This window comes from Streptomyces sp. NPDC051569, from assembly GCF_044454085.1.
Taxonomy (GTDB): Bacteria; Actinomycetota; Actinomycetes; order Streptomycetales; family Streptomycetaceae; genus Streptomyces.
This window is the reverse complement of the sequence record NZ_JBITDJ010000015.1, coordinates 91331-109367: the sequence shown is the minus strand read 5'-3', so window position 1 is coordinate 109367 and position 18037 is coordinate 91331. Positions and strand designations below refer to the sequence as shown.

The following is an 18037-nucleotide window of genomic DNA, read 5'->3' as shown; positions in this document are numbered from 1 at the left end:
TCACACACTTCTTCCGTGAGTCGGGCGATACCTACGGCTCGCCGAGGATCACCTTGGGCCTGTGGGCCCGATTTCACCAGGCCCGGCATCAGCAACGCCACCCGCTGGACCGGTACGCCAAACGGACTGGTTCCACCGCATCGCCACCCTCAGGCAGGGCTGACGCCAAGATCAGCGTCCTCGACGGACCCGAGAGGTACGTATGGTTTTCACAGCCGACACCGGATCGACAGGCGGCACCAACGCCTTCGTGGCGACCCTCACGAGGTGGTCCGGAGCAACACCGTCCCTCAACCCGGTCACGTACTCGATGACCTCGGCATGAGATAGCGACGGCAGCTTCCGCCGCAGGATGTGCATGGCATGAATCCGACCGCGGACGGCCATCACCGCACGCACCTCATCGTGGAGATCATCCACCGCGGTCCATACAGACTGACCTCGGATGCGGGTTCTGTAGTCAGCCTGCCACCCGTCGGTCACGGCGGATACGACACCGATCTGGTGCAGACCTCCGTCGACGCGGTCAACCAGATACGGCCCGTTGCCGGCCAGCATGAAGTCCCGGTTCCGGGTGCGTAGGTACTCCTCGGACGTCCACGCGACGATCCACACCAGTTCGTGCTCTTCTACGTGCGCCACAGCCATGCGCATCGGGTCCAAGCCCGCCGACAGCTCCCTCTGATAGTCGCGCTCCAGCTCTTCCTCAACGATCCGGACAGCGGCCTCTCGCTCGATCACCTGTGCAGCATCTCTCACGAACCCGCGCGGAGAACAGCGGGTTTCCCCTCGCCGGGAGGCGCTGCGTTCCGCAGTGCCTGCGGTCGGCCGGGGCAGCTAGGCCGCCGTCGGCGAAGCGGACCCGCCACGTGCGCACGGTGTCCAGGTGCGCTCCCGTTTCGCGGGCGATCGCTGCGTTGCCCCCACCCCCGGGCAGCCTGCGGCACAATCTGCGCCCGCAGGCGGTCCTGGTGCGGAGTCCTGTGGCCGTAGGCCGCTTTCCTCAGCCGGCGCCGTTCGGCGGCGCTGGGGCCATCGGGCGTGCGGTGGCTACGGGCAAGACAGGCAGGCCGTTCAGCAGAAGCGGATCAGGGCACCCGGAGCCTCCCGCGTCCAGCCCGACTGTTGGCCGCCCGGGTCCATCAGACGATGAACAAGCTGTCCGGCCCGCCGACCCGGCGGATCGCCTCCAGGGGATACGGGGTCTGCCTGCTCTCAAAACGGAACTCGCGGTAGTAGTCCGTCATCACCGCGGCGATCGGGGCGTGGCGGGTGAGGATCGCCGCGACCCGCGACGGAATTCCCGTCGGAGGTTCCCCTCGGGCGCAGGCGCGCACGAACGCGCTGCGCTCGTCCCGCTCGTACCCGTACAGGGCGGTGACGAGCCACTGCACCAGGTGGGTGACGGTGTAGCAGCGGTCGTAGGTCCGGTGCTCGGCGAAGAAGTCGGCCTCCTCCTTCGAGAGGTCGAACCGGGAGGAGATCGCGAGGCCGTAGTCCGTGAAGAACAGACGCTTGCCGTCGGTGAGGATGTTCTGGAAGTGGCCATCGAAATGCAGGAGCCCGCGGGCGTTCATGAAAGAGGTTCCGGCCTCAAGTTCCTTCGCCACCATGGTGCATGCCTGCTCAGCCGTCTCATCGTCGGCTTTGACCTGAACGTTCAGCCAGTCGTGCAGGTTCTGCGGGATGTACTCCAGGAACAGCGCGACGCTCGCCGAGGAGTCCCGCTGCGCCTCGATCCGCCGGCGCACCTGTGGTCCGCCTCCCCAGTAGGCGACAGCTTTCTCCACGTCGGCCAGTTCCTCGGGCAGCGCCTGCCCGGGGTGCGGCAGCACCCGCCAGTGGTACATCAATGGAAAGCCCTCATGGTCCTGTGCGAGCACCCAGTTCGTCGTCATGGTGTGCACGGCCAACTCACGCCAGGCCCCCCATCCCGGGCCTGCGGGGACCCCGAGGCCGGGATGGCAGAAGACAGGTAGCCCGAAGAGATTCGCCGTGGACCGGACGTGCTCCGGCTGCCTTTCCAGATCGGTCAGCGGCAGCCGCTTGACGAAGACCGGTGTCCCGCCGACCTCCAGCAACGCTGTGGTCCCGCCGATGCCAGAACCCACCGGCGCAGCCGTATCCACAAGGTCGCGCAGTTCGCGATCACTGCACAGCGCCAGCGATGTGGAGACGGCACTGTAGGCAGCCAACCGCGCGCTACGCGACGCGTCGAAGCTCTCGCCGGCTAGCTCCACCAGGGCACCAACCTCTCCTCGGCAGACCGCCAGTGCCGTTCCCGGCAAGCTCTGCCCCGTCGCGCGAACATCGCCGGTCTCGGCACTATCGCCCACCCGTCGGCCCGTCGGCCCGTCGGCCCGTCAACAGTATTACTTGGCAGCTGCATTGACATTCCACGCAGGAGCGGAGGAGCATATCGAACCGTCTAGACAACGTTGTCAGATGCGAGCGAAGCGACCGTGTGCTCCCCCACAGTGCGCCCGCCATGGTGCTTCGCCTCCGTGCCGATAGGAGAAACGTGAATCGGGAAGAGCAATCGCCCACAACGCACTCCGACGCACTCAGCCGCCGGGGGTTCGTCATCCTGGGCGGGGCGGTGGGGGCCGCCGGGATCGTCGGCGCGATACCCGGCACCGCGGCGGTGGCCACGACGAAGTCCGCGACGCGCGGAGGGCATGACGCGGCCGCGCTGACGACCGCGCAATCACTGGGTGTCAACACGACCTCGGGCGACAGACGGTTCGCCGACCCCGAGATTCCCCAGCTCCTGCGCGAAGCGGCTATCGGACTCATCCGCTATCCGGGCGGCAGTGGCGCCGACGGTTTCGACTGGCGAACCGGCGGGCCGATCACCTGGCCCATGTACCTGCAGATCGCCGGCGACGCGGGGGCGGCGCCGCTCGTCACCCTCAACTACGGCCGGCTCGCGCAGGGCCCGGAGGCCGCCGGTGCCTGGGTCGCCGACGCGGTGACACGGCCCGGATGGGACAGCTCCACGGCCCTGTGGGTCCTCGGCAACGAGGGATACGGCCCCTGGGAGAGGGACGAGCACCCCGATCCGCACACGCCGGGCTCGTACGCCACGTACGCCCGCGACTACTTCAAGGCCGTGCACGCGGCCGATCCCTCCGCCCGGGTCGGCTTCCCCATGACGATCGACCGGGCCGTCGCGGGCGGCACCGGCACCTGGGTGGCCGACCCCGACCTGTGGAACCGCACGGTACTGACCAAGAACAGGGACCAGGTCGACTGGATCGACTTCCACTGGTACCCGGTCTTCGGCATCCCGGTCCTCACGAACGCCCAGATCTTCGAGACGGTGGGCCGCATCCCGGGGGCCATGAAGTACATCCAGGGAGTCATCGACCGGGCGGGATCGAAGGCCCCCGTCTTCGTCAGCGAGTCGAACATCTCGCAGTCGGAGGTCGTCTACAACGCCCACCCGGTGGCCGCCCTGTACGCGGCCGCCACCGCCCTCACCTTCCTGGCGCACGGGGCACACTCCTTCCTCTGGTGGCAGGTCCACAACACCGACAACATGAACGGTGACTTCGGCTTCCTCTCGGACGGCACGGGAACCCCCGGGCCGAGCACGACGACGCTCGCGACGCCCGCGCGGTCCGGCGCCACGCATATCGACGTGGCCGACACGACCGGCTTCTACTACGGGCACCGCTTCACCATCGGCGCCGGAGCCGACCTGGAATCGCGCAAGATCACGGCTATCGGCGGCAGCACCCGGCTGGCCGCCTCCGCCGGGGCGCGCTCCAGGGTCCTCAAGGTGGACAGTGTGGTGCCGTTCGCACCGGGCACCGAGATCACCGTCGGCGAGGGAACGTCCGCGGAACGACACACCGTCACCGCCGTGGGGACGGGCGCCGGGACGACATCGCTCGCCGCCCCCGCGAGCAGGGGCGACCGCACCCTCAGGATCGTCGGCGAGGGCATGGGCGGCCAGAGCATCCAGGTCTTCATGCCGATCTCGCTCACCCCCGGCGGACGCGTCGTGATCGGGAGCGGCAGCGCGGCCGAGACCGCCGTGATCGACGAGGTGGGCACCTCGTCCAGCCTCGGCACGACGACGGTCGCTCCGGTCACCCCCGGCGACAGGACCGTGTACGTGGCCGTGATCGCCAACAGCAACACGGGGATCGCGCACTACGTCGGCGACCTGATGACGGTGGGCGACGGCGAGCAGGTGGAATACGGGATCATCACGGCGGCGGGTACGGCCGCCGCGACCGCCGCCACGACCGCCGCGGCCGCCCGGCGCGGTGATACGGCCGTCCGGCTCGCCGTCGCGACGAACCTGACGCCCGGCCATGCCCTGCAGATCGGTGCCGGCGACAGCGCGGAGCGTGCCTTCGTCGCGTCGGTCGGAGCCGCCGGTCCGGACGGCGCCGTCGTGAAACTGACCGCCCCGCTGCGACACGATCACGCGGACGGGGAGACGGCCAGGGATCTCGGTACGGGCATCACGCTCGACCGGCCGCTCAAGCAGGCGCACGCCGCAGGGGTCGCCGCCCGCGACGCGGGGTCGGGGCTGCGGCTGACGGCTCCGCTCTCCCGGAACCACGCGAACGGGACCACCGTCACCACCGAGGGCACCGGTATCTCGCTCTCCGCCCCGCTCTCGCGGCAGCACGCCGCGGGTGAAGCGGCGGTGAGCACCGGGATCACCTTCACGCCGCCGCTCAAGGCCTCGCACCCGCGGGGGACGACGGTCGACGAGACCGGGCTCAAGGAACCCGCGCCGAACACCCCCATGCCCGCGTACTGGGGCTACGTACTGACGTCGTTGCTCACCGAGCCGGGGGCGCGGATCGCGGTGCTCCCCTCCCACTCCCCCACCGTCCTCGCGTTCCAGTCGTTCTGGCCCGGCAGGACCGCGGTGATGCTCATCAACACCGACGACGCACGGGGCGCGGCGGCCTCGGTCGCCGGTCTGACGGCCACGGGTGGCCACGGCGGTGTGCTCCGTACGTCCAGGTACGGGCTGGAGAACCCGGAAGTGACCGAGGGCTCGACGACCGTGGCGCAGGTGGCCGCGGGACTGGAGCTGGCCCCGGAGTCGATCACCGTTCTGGTGGCCGACACCGGGAAACGCCGGGCCCAGGAGACCGGGGACCTGTCCCTGCGCGTACGCCCCGCCCGGTCCTGACCACGCACTGAACGCCGGAACGCCGCGCCCGGAGCCGATCCGCCGGGCGCGGCGTTCCGTCGTCCCGGTCCGTCCGGCATTCCGGCGTTCCGGTCCGTCCGGGGGTGGACCGTACCGAGCGCGCGCCGCACCGGCGCCGGGCGCCGCCGGGGGCGGCGGCCGAGATCGCGCGGTCCGCCGCCCGCTGACAGATCATGAGACGACCGGGTACAGGACGACGGAGCGCGGGGCGGAGGTGGACCGATGACCGAGGTACTGCTGCTCGTCGTGGCGGTGGTGCTCTCGCTCATCTGCGGGGCCTTCGTCGCGGCGGAATTCTCCCTCACCACCGTCGAGCGCGGCGATCTCGAACGGGCGGTCGAACGCGGTGAGCGCGGCGCCGCCGGGGCGCTGAAGGCCGTACGAAGTCTCACCTTCCAGCTCTCCGGCGCCCAGCTCGGCATCACCGTGACCAATCTGGTCGTCGGGATGCTCGCGGAACCGTCCATCGGCAAGCTGATCCGGGGCCCGGTCGAGGCCGTGGGACTGTCCCGCTCCGTGTCCGCCTCGGTGGCCCTCGTCATCGGTACGGCACTGTCGACCATCGTCCTGATGGTCGTCGGCGAGCTCGTCCCGAAGAACTGGGCGATCTCGTCGCCGCTGGCCGTCGTCAAGGTCGTGGCCACCCCGCAGCGGTACTTCACGACGGCCTTCCGCCCGTTCATCAGCCATCTCAACAACATGGCGAACCGCATCGTGCGCGGATTCGGCCTGGAGCCGACCGAGGAGCTGGCCTCCGCGCGCGGCCCGCAGGAGCTGGCCGCCCTGGCCCGGCACTCCGCGCGGGAGGGCGCTCTGGAGGCGGACACCGCCGAACTGTTCGTGCGGACGCTGAGTCTGGCCGCGCTGAGCGCGGAGAACGTGATGACGCCCCGCGTGCGGGTCATGGCCCTCGATGTGTGCACCACGGCCGAGGACGTCGCCAATGCCACCCGCGCCACCGGCCTGTCACGCTTCCCCGTCTACCGGGGCAACCTCGACACGGTCGTCGGTATCGCGCACATCAAGGACGTGCTGGCGGTTCCGGCCGGGCGCCGGGCGCAGCACCCGGTGGCCCGGCTGCTGCGCGATCCGCTGCTGGTGCCGGAGTCGCTGACGGTGGACCGGCTGCTCGACCGGCTGTCGGGCGGCACCACGATGGCCGTCGTCATCGACGAGTACGGCGGGACGGCGGGGGTGGTCACGCTGGAGGACATCGTGGAGGAAGTCGTCGGCGAGGTACGTGACGAGCACGATCCGCACGAGACGTCCGGCCTGGCGCCGGTCGGCGAGGACGCGGAGGGCAGGGCCCTCTGGTCGGCGGACGGCGCGGCCCGCGCCGACCAGCTGAGGAGCATCGGACTGCGGATGCCCGGGGGGCCGTACGAGACGCTCGCCGGACTCGTCGCGGCGAAGCTGGGGCGTATCCCGGTGGAGGGCGACCGGTTCGAGCTGGCAGGCTGGCGCGTCGAGGTCGTGGACGCGACGCGACGGCGCGCGGGCCGCCTGCTGCTGCGGGCGCCTCTCCCGTCGGCGGGCGACGGGAATCACAGCGACACCGACAACACCGACGACACCGGCCACGGCCGCCGCGGCCGCATCACCCGCCGCACCCGCCGCACCCGTCACCCCGACCACACCGATCCCCCCGGGGAGAGCCGCACCGGGGAGGCCGGATGATCACCGCGATCCAGTTGGTCGTCGGCCTGCTGACGCTCGTCGTCAACGCCTTCTTCGTGGCGGCCGAGTTCGCGCTGATCTCCGTACGGCGCAGCCAGATCGAACCGGAGGCCGAGGCCGGGAACCGGCGGGCGCGCAGCGTCATCTGGGGCCTGGAGCATGTGTCGGCGCTGCTCGCGGCGGCGCAGCTGGGCATCACCCTGTGCACGCTGGTGCTGGGTATCGTCGCCGAGCCCGCCATCACGCATCTGCTGGAGCCCTTGTTCGACGCGGTGGGAGTGGCCCACGGGCTGGTGCATCCGATCTCGTTCGTGATCTCACTGATCCTGGCGACGTATCTGCACATGCTGCTCGGCGAGATGGTGCCGAAGAACATCTCGCTGGCCGGTCCCGCCAAGGCGGCGCTGCTGCTCGGCCCGCCGCTGGTGGGGCTGGCGCGGGCGCTGCGTCCGGTGATCTTCACGGTGAACGCCTTCGCCAACGGCCTGCTGAAACTGATGAGGGTGGAGACCAGGAACGAGGTGGCCGCCACCTTCTCCGACGACGAGCTGGCCCGTCTGGTCACGGACGCGGGCCACGCCGGGCTGCTCGACGACCGCGCCGCCGAGCGGCTGCACGACGCGCTGGAGCTGGGGCACCGTCCGGTGAGCGATGTGGTGATGCCGCTGGAGCGGGTGGTCTCCGCGCGGCTCGGGGTCACGCCCGAGGCGCTGGAGGGGCTCGCCGCGGAGTCCGGCTTCTCCCGCTTCCCGGTGGTGGACACGTCGCGGCGGATCCTGGGCTATCTCCATGTGAAGGACGCGCTGGACGCGACGCCCCGCGACGAGCCGTTCCCGGTCCCGGCGATGCGCGCGATCGCGCGGGTCCGGGCGCAGACCCCGATGGACGACGTCCTGACCGCGATGCGCCGGAGCCGTACCCATCTGGCGGCGGTGATGGACGAGGACGGCAAGCTCGAAGGGCTGGTCACGATGGAGGACGTCCTGCGCGAGCTGGTGGGCCGGCACGCCTGAGGCGCGCTCGTGCCGCGCGGTACGATCGCTCCCGCCATGGAGATGAATGCCAGCTACACCAGTTTCGTCGCGGTCGGTGACTCCTTCACCGAGGGCATGTCCGACCTCCTGCCGGACGGCTCGTACCGTGGCTGGGCGGACCTGCTCGCGGCCCGGTTCGCCGCCCGTTCGCCCGGTTTCCGGTACGCGAATCTCGCCGTACGCGGCAAGCTCATCGGCCAGATCGTCGAGGAGCAGGTGCCGGTCGCCGCCGCCATGACACCGGACGTGGTGACGCTGGTCGGCGGACTCAACGACACGCTGCGGCCGAAGTGCGACATGGGCCGGGTGCGCGGGCTGCTCGAAGAGGCCGTGGAGCGGCTGGCGCCGTCCTGCCGGCAACTGGTGCTGATGCGCAGCCCCGGCCGCGACGGTCCGGTGATGGAGCGCGTCCGGCCGCGCATGGAGGAGCTGTTCAGCTTCGTCGACGAGCTCGCGGAGCGGCACGGCGCCCTGGTCGTCGACCTCTACGCGGCGCCGGTCCTCGGCGATCAGCGGATGTGGGACGTGGACCGGCTGCATCTGACCGCGGAGGGGCACCGGCGGGTCGCCGAGGCCGTCTGGCAGACGCTGGGACTCGCGGCGCGGGACGACTGGCGCGCGGAGCTGCCCTCGGCGGTGCCCGCCCGCTGGCTGACCCGGCGATCGGGCGATCTGCGGTTCGCGCGGCAGCATCTGGCGCCATGGGTGATGCGCCGTCTCACCGGGCGCTCCACGGGCGACGGGCGGCTCCCCAAGCGGCCCGAGCTGCTGCCGTACGAGCCACCGGGACCCGGGACCGCGGGTCAGGACGCGGGTCCGGACGCCGGCCCGGCCCGGCGCGCCCTCTCGTAGCAAGCCACAAAGAGCCCGCGGCGCCGACCTGCACAAACCGCCAGTAGAATCAGCTCACGTGACTGCCGTGTCTGCGAAGCCTCGCATCCCCAATGTCCTTGCCGGCCGCTACGCCTCGGCGGAGCTGGCCGTGCTGTGGTCCCCCGAGCAGAAGGTCAAGCTGGAGCGCCGGCTGTGGCTGGCCGTGCTTCGTGCGCAGCGGGACCTCGGGATCGAGGTGCCCGAGACCGCGCTGGCCGACTACGAGCGGGTCCTCGACCAGGTCGATCTGGCGTCGATCGCCGAGCGCGAGAAGGTCACCCGGCACGACGTGAAGGCGCGGATCGAGGAGTTCAACGCCCTCGCCGGCCATGAGCAGGTGCACAAGGGCATGACCTCCCGCGACCTGACGGAGAACGTCGAGCAGCTGCAGATCCGCCTCTCGCTCGAACTGACGCGGGACCGTACGGTCGCGGTGCTCGCCCGTCTCGGGAAGCTCGCCGGTGAGTACGGGGAGCTGGTCATGGCCGGCCGCTCGCACAATGTCGCCGCGCAGGCCACCACTCTCGGCAAGCGGTTCGCGACGGCCGCCGACGAGCTGCTGGTGGCGTACGGCCGGCTGGAGGATCTGCTGGGCCGCTACCCGCTGCGCGGGATCAAGGGCCCGGTCGGTACCGCACAGGACATGCTCGACCTGCTCGGCGGGGACACCGCGAAGCTGGCGGAGCTGGAGACGCGCATCGCGGGCCACCTCGGCTTCGCGCAGGGCTTCACCTCGGTCGGCCAGGTGTACCCGCGCTCGCTCGACTACGACGTGGTGACCGCGCTGGTGCAGCTGGCGGCGGCGCCGTCCTCGGTCGCGAAGACGATCCGGCTGATGGCCGGGCACGAGCTGGTGACCGAGGGCTTCAAGCCCGGCCAGGTCGGCTCCTCCGCCATGCCGCACAAGATGAACACCCGTTCCTGCGAGCGCGTCAACGGCCTCATGGTGATCCTGCGCGGCTACGCGTCGATGACCGGCGAGCTGGCGGGCGACCAGTGGAACGAAGGCGATGTCTCCTGCTCGGTGGTCCGCCGGGTGGCGCTGCCCGACGCGTTCTTCGCGTTCGACGGACTGCTGGAGACCTTCCTGACCGTCCTCGACGAGTTCGGCGCGTTCCCGGCGGTCGTGGCGCGTGAGCTGGACCGCTACCTGCCGTTCCTGGCGACGACCAAGGTACTGATGGGCGCGGTACGGGCCGGGGTCGGCCGCGAGGCCGCGCACGAGGTCATCAAGGAGCACGCGGTGGCGTCGGCGCTCGCCATGCGTGAGCAGGGTGCCGAGCGCAACGAGCTGCTCGACCGGCTGGCCGCCGACGAGCGGATGCCGCTCGACCGGGCCGCGCTGGACGCGCTGATGGCCGACAAGCTCTCCTTCACCGGCGCCGCCGAGGACCAGATCGCCACGGTGACCGGGCGGATCGAGGAGATCCTGAAGCAGCACCCCGCGGCCGCGGCGTACACGCCCGGATCGATCCTCTGACCGGCTCCCGGCGGATCACTCCCGGATGAGCCGGCGGCGTCCGACCCCCGAGGAACTCGAAGCCGCCCGCGACCGCGTCCTTCCCGACGTGGTCGCGGACGGTCTGCGGGTGCTGTTCTGCGGGATCAACCCGGGGCTGATGTCGGCGGCGACGGGGCACCACTTCGCGCGCCCCGGCAACCGCTTCTGGCCGGTGCTGCACCTCTCCGGTTTCACGCCGCGACTGCTGATCCCGGCCGAGCAGGACGAGCTGCTGACGTACGGCCTGGGCATCACGAATGTGGCGGCGCGGGCGACGGCCCGGGCCGATGAGCTGACCGACGAGGAGTACCGCGAGGGCGGCCGTATCCTCACCGCGAAGGTGGAGCGGCTGCGCCCGCGCTGGCTGGCGGTGGTCGGTGTCACCGCGTACCGCACGGCTTTCGGCGACAGGAAGGCACGCATCGGTCCGCAGGAACGGACGATCGGGGGCACCCGGATCTGGGCCCTGCCCAACCCGAGCGGTCTCAACGCGCACTGGACGGCGGCGACGATGGCGGAGGAGTTCGGCCGGCTGCGGACGGCCTCGGAGCAGCACCGGGTTCCGTGACCGGAGCGGGTGTTGCGGCGGGCCCGTCCCCGGCACCGCCGGGCCGAGCCGGAGGGCCGCACGTCCCGCAATCGGACGGTCCGGGCCCCGCCGGGAAGGCCCGGCACGCGTCAGCTCGATCGTGGCGAGGTGCCGTGCGGTGGCCGTGGAGCCGGCGAACCCCCGGATGCCGACAGGTGGCCGGCCATCAGGCGGTTGTTCGCCGCGCTCAGTCGGACGTCCTGCGCAGCCGGATGACCGGGATATCCCGCTTCCTCCTCTTCTGATACTCCTCGTACGGGGCGAACACCGCGACCAGTCCCGGCCACAACCGGGCCTTCTCCTGCGACGAGACGGTCTCCGCGCGCGCCGAGAAGCGCTCGGGGCCGACGCGGAGCCGTACATCGGGGTCCGCCTCCAGATTGAGGTACCAGAGGGGAGGCGTGTCGGCGCCGCCCTTGGACGCCACGATCAGGTAGTCGTCGCCGTCGCGCCCGTAGATCAGTACGGTACGGCGCAGCTGCCCGGTCCGCCGTCCGCGGTAGTCGAGCAGCAGGCACGGCGCGCCCTGCAGGGTGGTGCCACGGGCACCGTCGGACTCCTCGTACGTCCTGGCCTGTTCGGCGACCCAGCCCGCCGGACTGACCAGGACCTCATCGCTCGGTGCCATCGCGGCTCCTCCCACTCGTACGGTGATTGCCGGGCTCTCACCCTACGTCCGGTCCGCCCGGCGCTCGCCGCCCCGGCGACCAACGAGTAGCATCCGCCAGACACGCGCACGAGCTGGGAGGACTTACCGTGGGGCGGCTGACCGGCGGAGACCCTTCGCTGCTGCGGCGGATCAACTCCGCTGTGGTACTGCACTCCCTGCGGGGCGCCGGCTCCCTCACCCTCACCGATCTGACCCGGGTCACGGGCCTGTCCCGGCCGACCGTCGAGGGCGTGGTGGAAGGGCTCATGGAGGCGGGCCTGGTCGTCGAGTCGGCTCCCGAGGAGGGTGAGGCCCGTAAACAGGGCCGCCCCGCGCGGCGGTTCCGCTTCCGTGCCGAGGCCGGGCATCTGCTGGGCATCGAGATCGGGCCGCACCGGATCGCCGCGCTGCTGTCCGGTCTGGACGGCCGGATCATCGGCGCCGGTTCGCGCGAGGTCTCGGAGAGCGCCGACGCGGACGAACGCCTGGAGCGGGTCAGGCTCGTCGTCGCCGACCTCCTGCGGCGCACCGGCGTGGCGCGCAGTTCCCTGCGGGCCGTCGGGGTCGGCAGCCCGGGCATCGTGGAGGCCGACGGGACCGTACGGCTCGGCACCGCGCTGCCCGAGTGGACGGGGCTGGCGCTCGGCGAGCGGCTGCGGCGCTCGTTCCGCTGCCCGGTACTGGTGGAGAACGACGCCAACGCGGCGGCCGTCGCCGAGCAGTGGAAGGGCGCGGCCACCGATTCGGACGACATCGTCTTCGTCCTGGCCGGGCTGAGCCCCGGGGCGGGCGCCCTGATCGGCGGGCGGCTGCACCGGGGCTTCGGCGGCGCGGCCGGCGAGATCGGCGCGCTGCATCTGCTCGGCCGTGAGGTGACCCCGGAGAAGCTGCTGTCGACGACGGACGAACCGCTGCACCCGCTCGACGAGCACGCGGTGGCCAAGGTCTTCACCCTGGCCCGGCAGGGCGAGGTGCGGGCGCAGGAGGCTGTGGAGCGTTTCATCCAGCGGCTGGTGCACGATGTGGCGGCGCTGGTGCTGGCGCTGGACCCGGAGCTGGTGGTGATCGGCGGCTGGGCGGCCGGGCTGGACGGTGTACTGGATCCGCTGCGCGACGAGCTCTCGCGCTACTGCCTCCGGCCGCCTCGGGTGACTCTCTCCCTGCTGGGTGAGGCGGCGGTGGCCACGGGCGCGCTGCGGCTGGCTCTCGACCATGTCGAGGAGCAGCTCTTCGCGGTGGAGGGAACGGTGACGGCCCGCCGCTGAGCGACGGGCCGTTGCCCCGCGGAGCGTGCCGCGTCACGGGAAGGTCAGGACGCCCGGCGTGCCTGCGGCTGCTGGTCGCTGATCTCCAGGTCACCGGAGTCCCCGAAGGTGAGCCGGCAGGTGTCGGCGCGGTAGGTGGCCACCGAGACGGCGGCGGTGCGGCCCGCCACGATGTAGCGCGTCGTGACGACGAGGACAGGAGCGCCGGGGAGCCGGTCCAGCTCCTTGGCGTCGTCCGCGCGCGCCGAGCCCAGCTCCACCGCGCGGTCCTGACCGTCGAGGCCGAGCCGTTGCAGTTCACGCAGGATGCCCCGGGCGCGGGCGGGTCCTGAGGGCGCGTCGATGGCCGACAGCTCCGGCACCGACGACGAGGGTACGTAGAGCAGCTCGGCCGCCACGGACTGACCGTGTGTCATGCGGATCCGGCGGACGGTGTGGACCGCTTCCTCGGCCTCCGTCTCCAGCAGCCGGGCCACACCGGCGGGGGCGGGCGCGGTGGTGGAGTCGATGGGCTGCCAGGCGTCCTGGGCGGCGCCGGGCCATTCGTGCTGGGTGGTGGAGACGTCGACGCCCACGCGCGGTGGTGCGACGGTCGTGCCGACGCCCCGGCGGCGCTGGAGGCGGCCTTCCAGCTCCAGCTGTTCGAGCGCCTGCCTGAGAGTGGCGCGGGCGACTCCGAACCGGGCGGCCAGCTCACGCTCGTTGGGCAGGACCTCCCCCACCGCGAAGTCCGAGTCGAGCGCTCGGCCGAGCACGGTCTTGAGGTGCCAGTACTTAGGCTCCGGCACTGCTTCCAGCTGCGTGGTCCCCACCCTGATCCTCCGCAATCGCCGTGTCCCCGGCGGGTTTTCCGTGCCCTTGTTTATTAAAGGTTCTTGCACTAACTATTGACCATAGGACGGCTCATCCCGTTGGTCAAGACCAATCCTGCGCCGGCACCCGAGGGAAATCCTCGTCCGGCGCAGGGTGTTCACAGGACGTTCTTACGCTGGTGAGGCACCTCGGCGGAGGACCCGCGTCCGGCTCGGACACGGCGCTTCCCCCGGTTCCCGTTCCGCCGTCACTCACGCCTCACGGGCACCGGAGTGACGGTTGTCCACCGGGGATTCGCGTGGTGGCCGCCGCCGGGCGCCAGGTATGGCACGGCACCCCCGCCCCCACCCTCACAGGACGGCGTTTCGATGTCGTACGACCCCGCGAACAGCTCCCTCCGGACCCGCCGGCAACCGCCCCCTCGGGCCGGGGAGCCCGGCGCTCGCGCACTGACCGCGCTGACCACCGCGCGCCCGATGAGGCGAACACTCCGCGCCAAAATTGGCCGAGAATAACTCAAAAGGGAACAGATCCATCTTTAACCCATCAGTCACAAACCGTTCGTGATCACGCAACACCACTGCGTCAGAGTGAGGTCATGACCGATGTGACATCTGCGAAGAGTGTCCGCCGTCCGCACCACTGGCGGCGGGACCTCGTCGAGCTCGCCGCCCTGTTCACCGCCGTGGCCGTCGCCGACGCCGTGGCGAACCTGATCGCGCACGAATCCGACGGCGCCTTTCTGCTGGTCGCCTCCGCCGTGGCCCTGATCGCCACGGCCGCCTTCCACACCTGGTGGGCACGGAAACACAGCCACGCCCCACCGGCACCGCACGGTGGCGGGGCCACTACCGGGTCCGCGGCCGCCGGGCCGGCCGTGGACTCCACGGCCGGCCCGGCGGAGACCGCGCTGTGGCGGACGCGGACCACCGTGCGGGACGAACCCGGCAGCCTCGCCGCGCTCTGCGCGGTCTTCGCCGCACTCCGGGTGGACATCCTGACCCTGCAGACACACCCGCTGGCCCACGGCACGGTCGACGAGTTCCTGCTGCGCGCGCCCGCCGCGCTCCAGGCGAAGGACCTCACCCGCGAGATCGCTGCCGCCGGCGGCAGCAGTACCTGGATGGAGCGCGCCGACGCGCACGATCTGGTGGACACCCCGACCCGGGTCCTCGGCCTCGCCACCCGTACCGCCCTGGACGCCGCCGAACTTCCCCTCGCGCTGCGTCAGCTGCTCGGCCGCTGCACGATCCACTCGCGGCCCGCCGTATCGATCACCGGCCGTCCCGCCGGGGAGATCGCGCCCGTCGAGGGTGTGCTCGACGGGACGTCGATGCGCCTGCGTGACCCGAACGGCGGCAGCATCACCGTCGAACGGCCGTATCTCCCCTTCACCCCCAGCGAGTTCGCCCGCGCCCGCGCGCTGGTCGAGCTGGACGCCCGGCTCGGCCCGCGTATGCCCCGGGGCCAGGACGTACTCACCCTCCCGGCCGGCCAGGAGATCACCGTCCGGCGGGCCGACCACGACGACCTCGACGCCGCCCTCGCCCTGCACGGGCGCTGCTCCGACCGCACCCTGGGCCTGCGCTACCACGGCCCGGTGGGCGACGCGGACCGCTATCTGAACCATCTGCTCAGCCCCCGCTTCGGGCGCACCCTCGCCGTCGAGACCACCGACGGCCGCCTGGTCGCCCTCGGGCATCTGCTCTGGGACGGTGACGAGACCGAGGTCGCACTGATCGTCGAGGACGGCTGGCAGCGGCGCGGCATCGGCTCCGAGCTCCTCGGCCGGCTCATCGCCCTCGCCGCCGAGGCGCGCTGCGGCAGCGTGTACGCCGTCACCCAGGCGTCCAACACGGGCATGGTCGCGGCCATGCGGAGCCTCGGCCTGCCGCTCGACTACCAGATCGAGGAGGGCACCCTGGTCATCACGGCCCGGCTGGAGACGGCGTCCCTGCCCGAGACGACGGCCCCGCAGTCGCCCCCGCCGTACGGGAACGCGGGACTGTCCCCTCAGGAGCAGGCCGATCGCTGAGCGCTCCGCTCAGATCCCGCCGGGATCCCACCGGAGATCCCACCGAGATCCCGCCGGAGATCCTCGACGTCCTCCAGGCCGACCGCCGGTCTCTCTCGGCCACGACGCGGTGGCTGATGGAGGCCGGGGCCGGATGGGTGAGTCCCCGCTGCCGGGGCTGACCGGGGTGGTCGGCCGCACGCCCTCCGTCGCCCGGCGGGATGCCCCGCGCACCCACCGGGCGACACGGCGAAAGCTCCGTGTCCGGACCGGCCGGCGCGACCGCGCGGAGCCGGCCGGGTCACGGGGCACCGACCGCGCCTCGATCCGGCCAAATTCGGCCGGAGTCCGGCAGTCGGCTCTCCCTCCAGGTCCGGCCGCACCGCAGGGAATTGACCCCTCCCTTCGCGGAGCCGATCCGAAGGCCCCCCGAGTCGCCGGCGCTGTTCCCGCACCGCTCCCGACGACTGTCCGGTGCATGTGGCGGTGGCGGACACGGCGGATCCGCGGCGGCTGGTTCCGGAAGCGTCCACCTCACGGCCCGAAGCGGCCCGCGTCGAGAGCCGGTTGATCCTCCGGCCTCGGGATCACGGCCCCGCCGATGCCGCTCTCATCGGCCATACCGACCGGCACGCACGGTCCGATGATGTGACGTGGGGGTCCCCTCTTCGAGAGGATGTCCGCATGTCAGACACAGCCGGCAGCGCGCTGCCCCGCCAGGTCGCCGACGCTTACGTCGACGAACTCATCGCACTCGATCCGATCACCGGCACCTACCTGGGTGTCACGGAGAGTTCCCGTCGCCTCCCCGACTACTCGCCGGCCGGACAGGAAGCCTTCGCCGACCTCATCCGGGCCACCCTCGCCCGGCTCGACCAGGCCGAGACGCTGCCGGGCGCGGACAGCGACGCCGAACGCCGCTGCGGCCGGCTGCTGCGCGAACGCCTGACAGCCGAGCTCGCCGTCCACGAGGCCGAGGAGGGGCTGCGCGGCATCAGCAACATCCACTCGCCCGCGCACAGCGTGCGCGGCATCTTCAGCGTGATGCCGACCGAGACGGACGAGGACTGGGCGGCGGTCGCCGCCCGGCTGTGGGCCGTGCCCCTCGCGCTGGCCGGATTCCGCGAGTCACTGGCGCTCGGCCTCGAACGCAAGCTGCCGGCCGGGCCGCGGCCCACCGCGACCTTCATCGGCCAGCTGACGGACTGGGCGGGCGAGGGACGCGGCTGGTTCGAGGAGTTCGCCGCGGCCGGCCCGGAGAGCCTGCGCGAGGAACTGGACGGCGCCGCCCGTCAGGCCACCGCGGCCGTCGCCGAGCTGCGCGACTGGATGCGCGAGGTGTACGCCCCCGCCGTCGAGAACGCGTCCGACACCGTGGGCCGTGAGCGGTACGCCCGCTGGGCCCGTTACTTCAACGGCGCCGACCTCGATCTCGACGAGGCGTACGCGTACGGCTGGTCCGAATACCACCGGCTGCTCGCCGAGATGAAGACCGAGGCCGAGAAGATCCTGCCGGGCGCGGGCCCCTGGGAGGCGCTCGCCCACCTCGACGTGCACGGCAAGCACATCGAGGGCGTCGAGGAGGTCAGGGACTGGCTGCAGAACCTGATGGACGAGGCGATCGAGGCACTCGACGGCACACACTTCGAACTCGCCGAGCGGGTCAGGCGGGTGGAGTCCCGCATCGCTCCGCCCGGCGGGCCGGCGGCCCCGTACTACACCGGTCCGTCCGAGGACTTCTCGCGCCCGGGCCGTACCTGGCTGCCGACCATGGGCGAGACCCGCTTCCCGGTGTACGACCTGGTGTCGACCTGGTACCACGAGGGTGTCCCCGGCCACCATCTGCAGATCGCCCAGTGGGCCCATGTGGCCGACCAGCTCTCCCGCTACCAGGCGTCGGTCGGCCAGGTCAGCGCCAACGCGGAGGGCTGGGCGCTGTACGCGGAGCGGCTCATGGACGAACTGGGCTTCCTGCCCGACGCGGAGCGCCGGCTCGGCTATCTGGACGCGCAGATGATGCGTGCCTGCCGGGTGATCGTGGACATCGGCATGCATCTTGAGCTGGAGATCCCGACGGACTCGCCGTTCCATCCGGGCGAGCACTGGACCCCGGAGCTGGCGGAGGAGTTCTTCGGCAATCACAGCGGCAGGCCCGCTGACTTCGTGGAGAGCGAGCTGACCCGCTACCTGTCGATGCCGGGCCAGGCGATCGGCTACAAGCTGGGCGAGCGCGCGTGGCTGCTGGGCCGGGAGAACGCCAGGAAGCGGCACGGCGACGCGTTCGACGCGAAGGCCTGGCACATGGCGGCGCTCTCGCAGGGGTCGCTGGGTCTCGACGATCTGGTGGACGAGCTGTCACGGCTCTGACGATCGGGCCGTACCGGTGCTGACCGGAAGTATCCCTTCCGGTCAGCACCGGAGCACCGGGCGGGCCGGT

The 18037-nt window shown here is 71.5% G+C and carries 14 protein-coding genes; 9 read left to right on the top strand and 5 right to left on the bottom strand.

Annotated elements, in window-relative coordinates; genetic code table 11:
- Positions 1-171: 171 nt before the first annotated feature.
- From ACIBAE_RS21175 to ACIBAE_RS21165, 3 genes are all read right to left on the bottom strand, one after another.
- Entirely contained in the window at positions 172-741 is a 570-nt protein-coding gene (locus tag ACIBAE_RS21175; protein WP_399287676.1) for a YrhB domain-containing protein, read from the bottom strand.
- The gene (locus tag ACIBAE_RS21170) at positions 707-877 is read right to left on the bottom strand and encodes a hypothetical protein (RefSeq protein WP_399287673.1); all 171 of its coding nucleotides are present in this window, start codon (positions 875-877) and stop codon (positions 707-709) included. Before ACIBAE_RS21170 ends, ACIBAE_RS21175 begins: the two co-directional genes overlap by 35 nt.
- Before the next feature lie 265 nt (positions 878-1142).
- Entirely contained in the window at positions 1143-2240 is a 1098-nt protein-coding gene (locus ACIBAE_RS21165) for a protein kinase family protein (protein WP_399287670.1), read from the bottom strand.
- A 281-nt stretch (positions 2241-2521) separates the two neighbouring features.
- On the opposite strand from ACIBAE_RS21165, the gene ACIBAE_RS21160 reads away from it, so the two are divergent.
- The 6 genes from ACIBAE_RS21160 to mug all read left to right on the top strand — a co-directional run bounded on the left by ACIBAE_RS21160 (position 2522) and on the right by mug (position 10838).
- On the top strand, positions 2522-5164 hold the full coding sequence (locus tag ACIBAE_RS21160) for a hypothetical protein (protein ID WP_399287667.1): 2643 nt from the start codon (positions 2522-2524) through the stop codon (positions 5162-5164).
- Between the two features lie 243 nt (positions 5165-5407).
- Complete coding sequence (locus tag ACIBAE_RS21155; RefSeq protein WP_399287664.1) at positions 5408-6862, top strand: hemolysin family protein; 1455 nt, start codon at positions 5408-5410, stop codon at positions 6860-6862.
- On the top strand, positions 6862-7875 hold the full coding sequence (locus ACIBAE_RS21150; RefSeq protein ID WP_399287846.1) for a hemolysin family protein: 1014 nt from the start codon (positions 6862-6864) through the stop codon (positions 7873-7875). The genes ACIBAE_RS21155 and ACIBAE_RS21150 overlap by 1 nt, the downstream gene beginning before the upstream one ends.
- A gap of 36 nt (positions 7876-7911) precedes the next feature.
- Positions 7912-8748, top strand: coding sequence for an SGNH/GDSL hydrolase family protein (locus ACIBAE_RS21145; protein WP_399287662.1), 837 nt, complete (start codon positions 7912-7914; stop codon positions 8746-8748).
- Positions 8749-8806: 58 nt separating this feature from the next.
- A complete protein-coding gene (purB, locus tag ACIBAE_RS21140) occupies positions 8807-10249 on the top strand; it encodes an adenylosuccinate lyase (RefSeq protein WP_399287659.1) in 1443 nt (480 codons plus the stop codon).
- Positions 10250-10274: 25 nt separating this feature from the next.
- Entirely contained in the window at positions 10275-10838 is a 564-nt protein-coding gene (mug, locus tag ACIBAE_RS21135) for a G/U mismatch-specific DNA glycosylase (protein ID WP_399287656.1), read from the top strand.
- 208 nt (positions 10839-11046) lie between these two features.
- Here mug and ACIBAE_RS21130 read toward each other — a convergent pair whose 3' ends face one another.
- Positions 11047-11487, bottom strand: a complete 441-nt coding sequence (locus ACIBAE_RS21130; RefSeq protein WP_399287654.1) for a nitroreductase family deazaflavin-dependent oxidoreductase — start codon at positions 11485-11487, stop codon at positions 11047-11049.
- 128 nt (positions 11488-11615) lie between these two features.
- Here ACIBAE_RS21130 and ACIBAE_RS21125 point away from each other — a divergent pair, with 128 nt between their 5' ends.
- Positions 11616-12773 (top strand): ROK family transcriptional regulator, encoded by a 1158-nt coding sequence (locus ACIBAE_RS21125; RefSeq protein WP_399287651.1) that lies wholly within the window; start codon positions 11616-11618, stop codon positions 12771-12773.
- A 44-nt stretch (positions 12774-12817) separates the two neighbouring features.
- Here the strand turns inward: ACIBAE_RS21125 and ACIBAE_RS21120 are convergent, their stop codons facing one another.
- Complete coding sequence (locus ACIBAE_RS21120; protein ID WP_399287648.1) at positions 12818-13585, bottom strand: GntR family transcriptional regulator; 768 nt, start codon at positions 13583-13585, stop codon at positions 12818-12820.
- Positions 13586-14193: 608 nt separating this feature from the next.
- Here ACIBAE_RS21120 and ACIBAE_RS21115 point away from each other — a divergent pair.
- Complete coding sequence (locus ACIBAE_RS21115) at positions 14194-15621, top strand: GNAT family N-acetyltransferase (RefSeq protein WP_399287843.1); 1428 nt, start codon at positions 14194-14196, stop codon at positions 15619-15621.
- Between the two features lie 663 nt (positions 15622-16284).
- On the top strand, positions 16285-17967 hold the full coding sequence (locus ACIBAE_RS21110; RefSeq protein WP_399287644.1) for a DUF885 domain-containing protein: 1683 nt from the start codon (positions 16285-16287) through the stop codon (positions 17965-17967).
- The last annotated feature ends 70 nt before the right edge of the window (positions 17968-18037 follow it).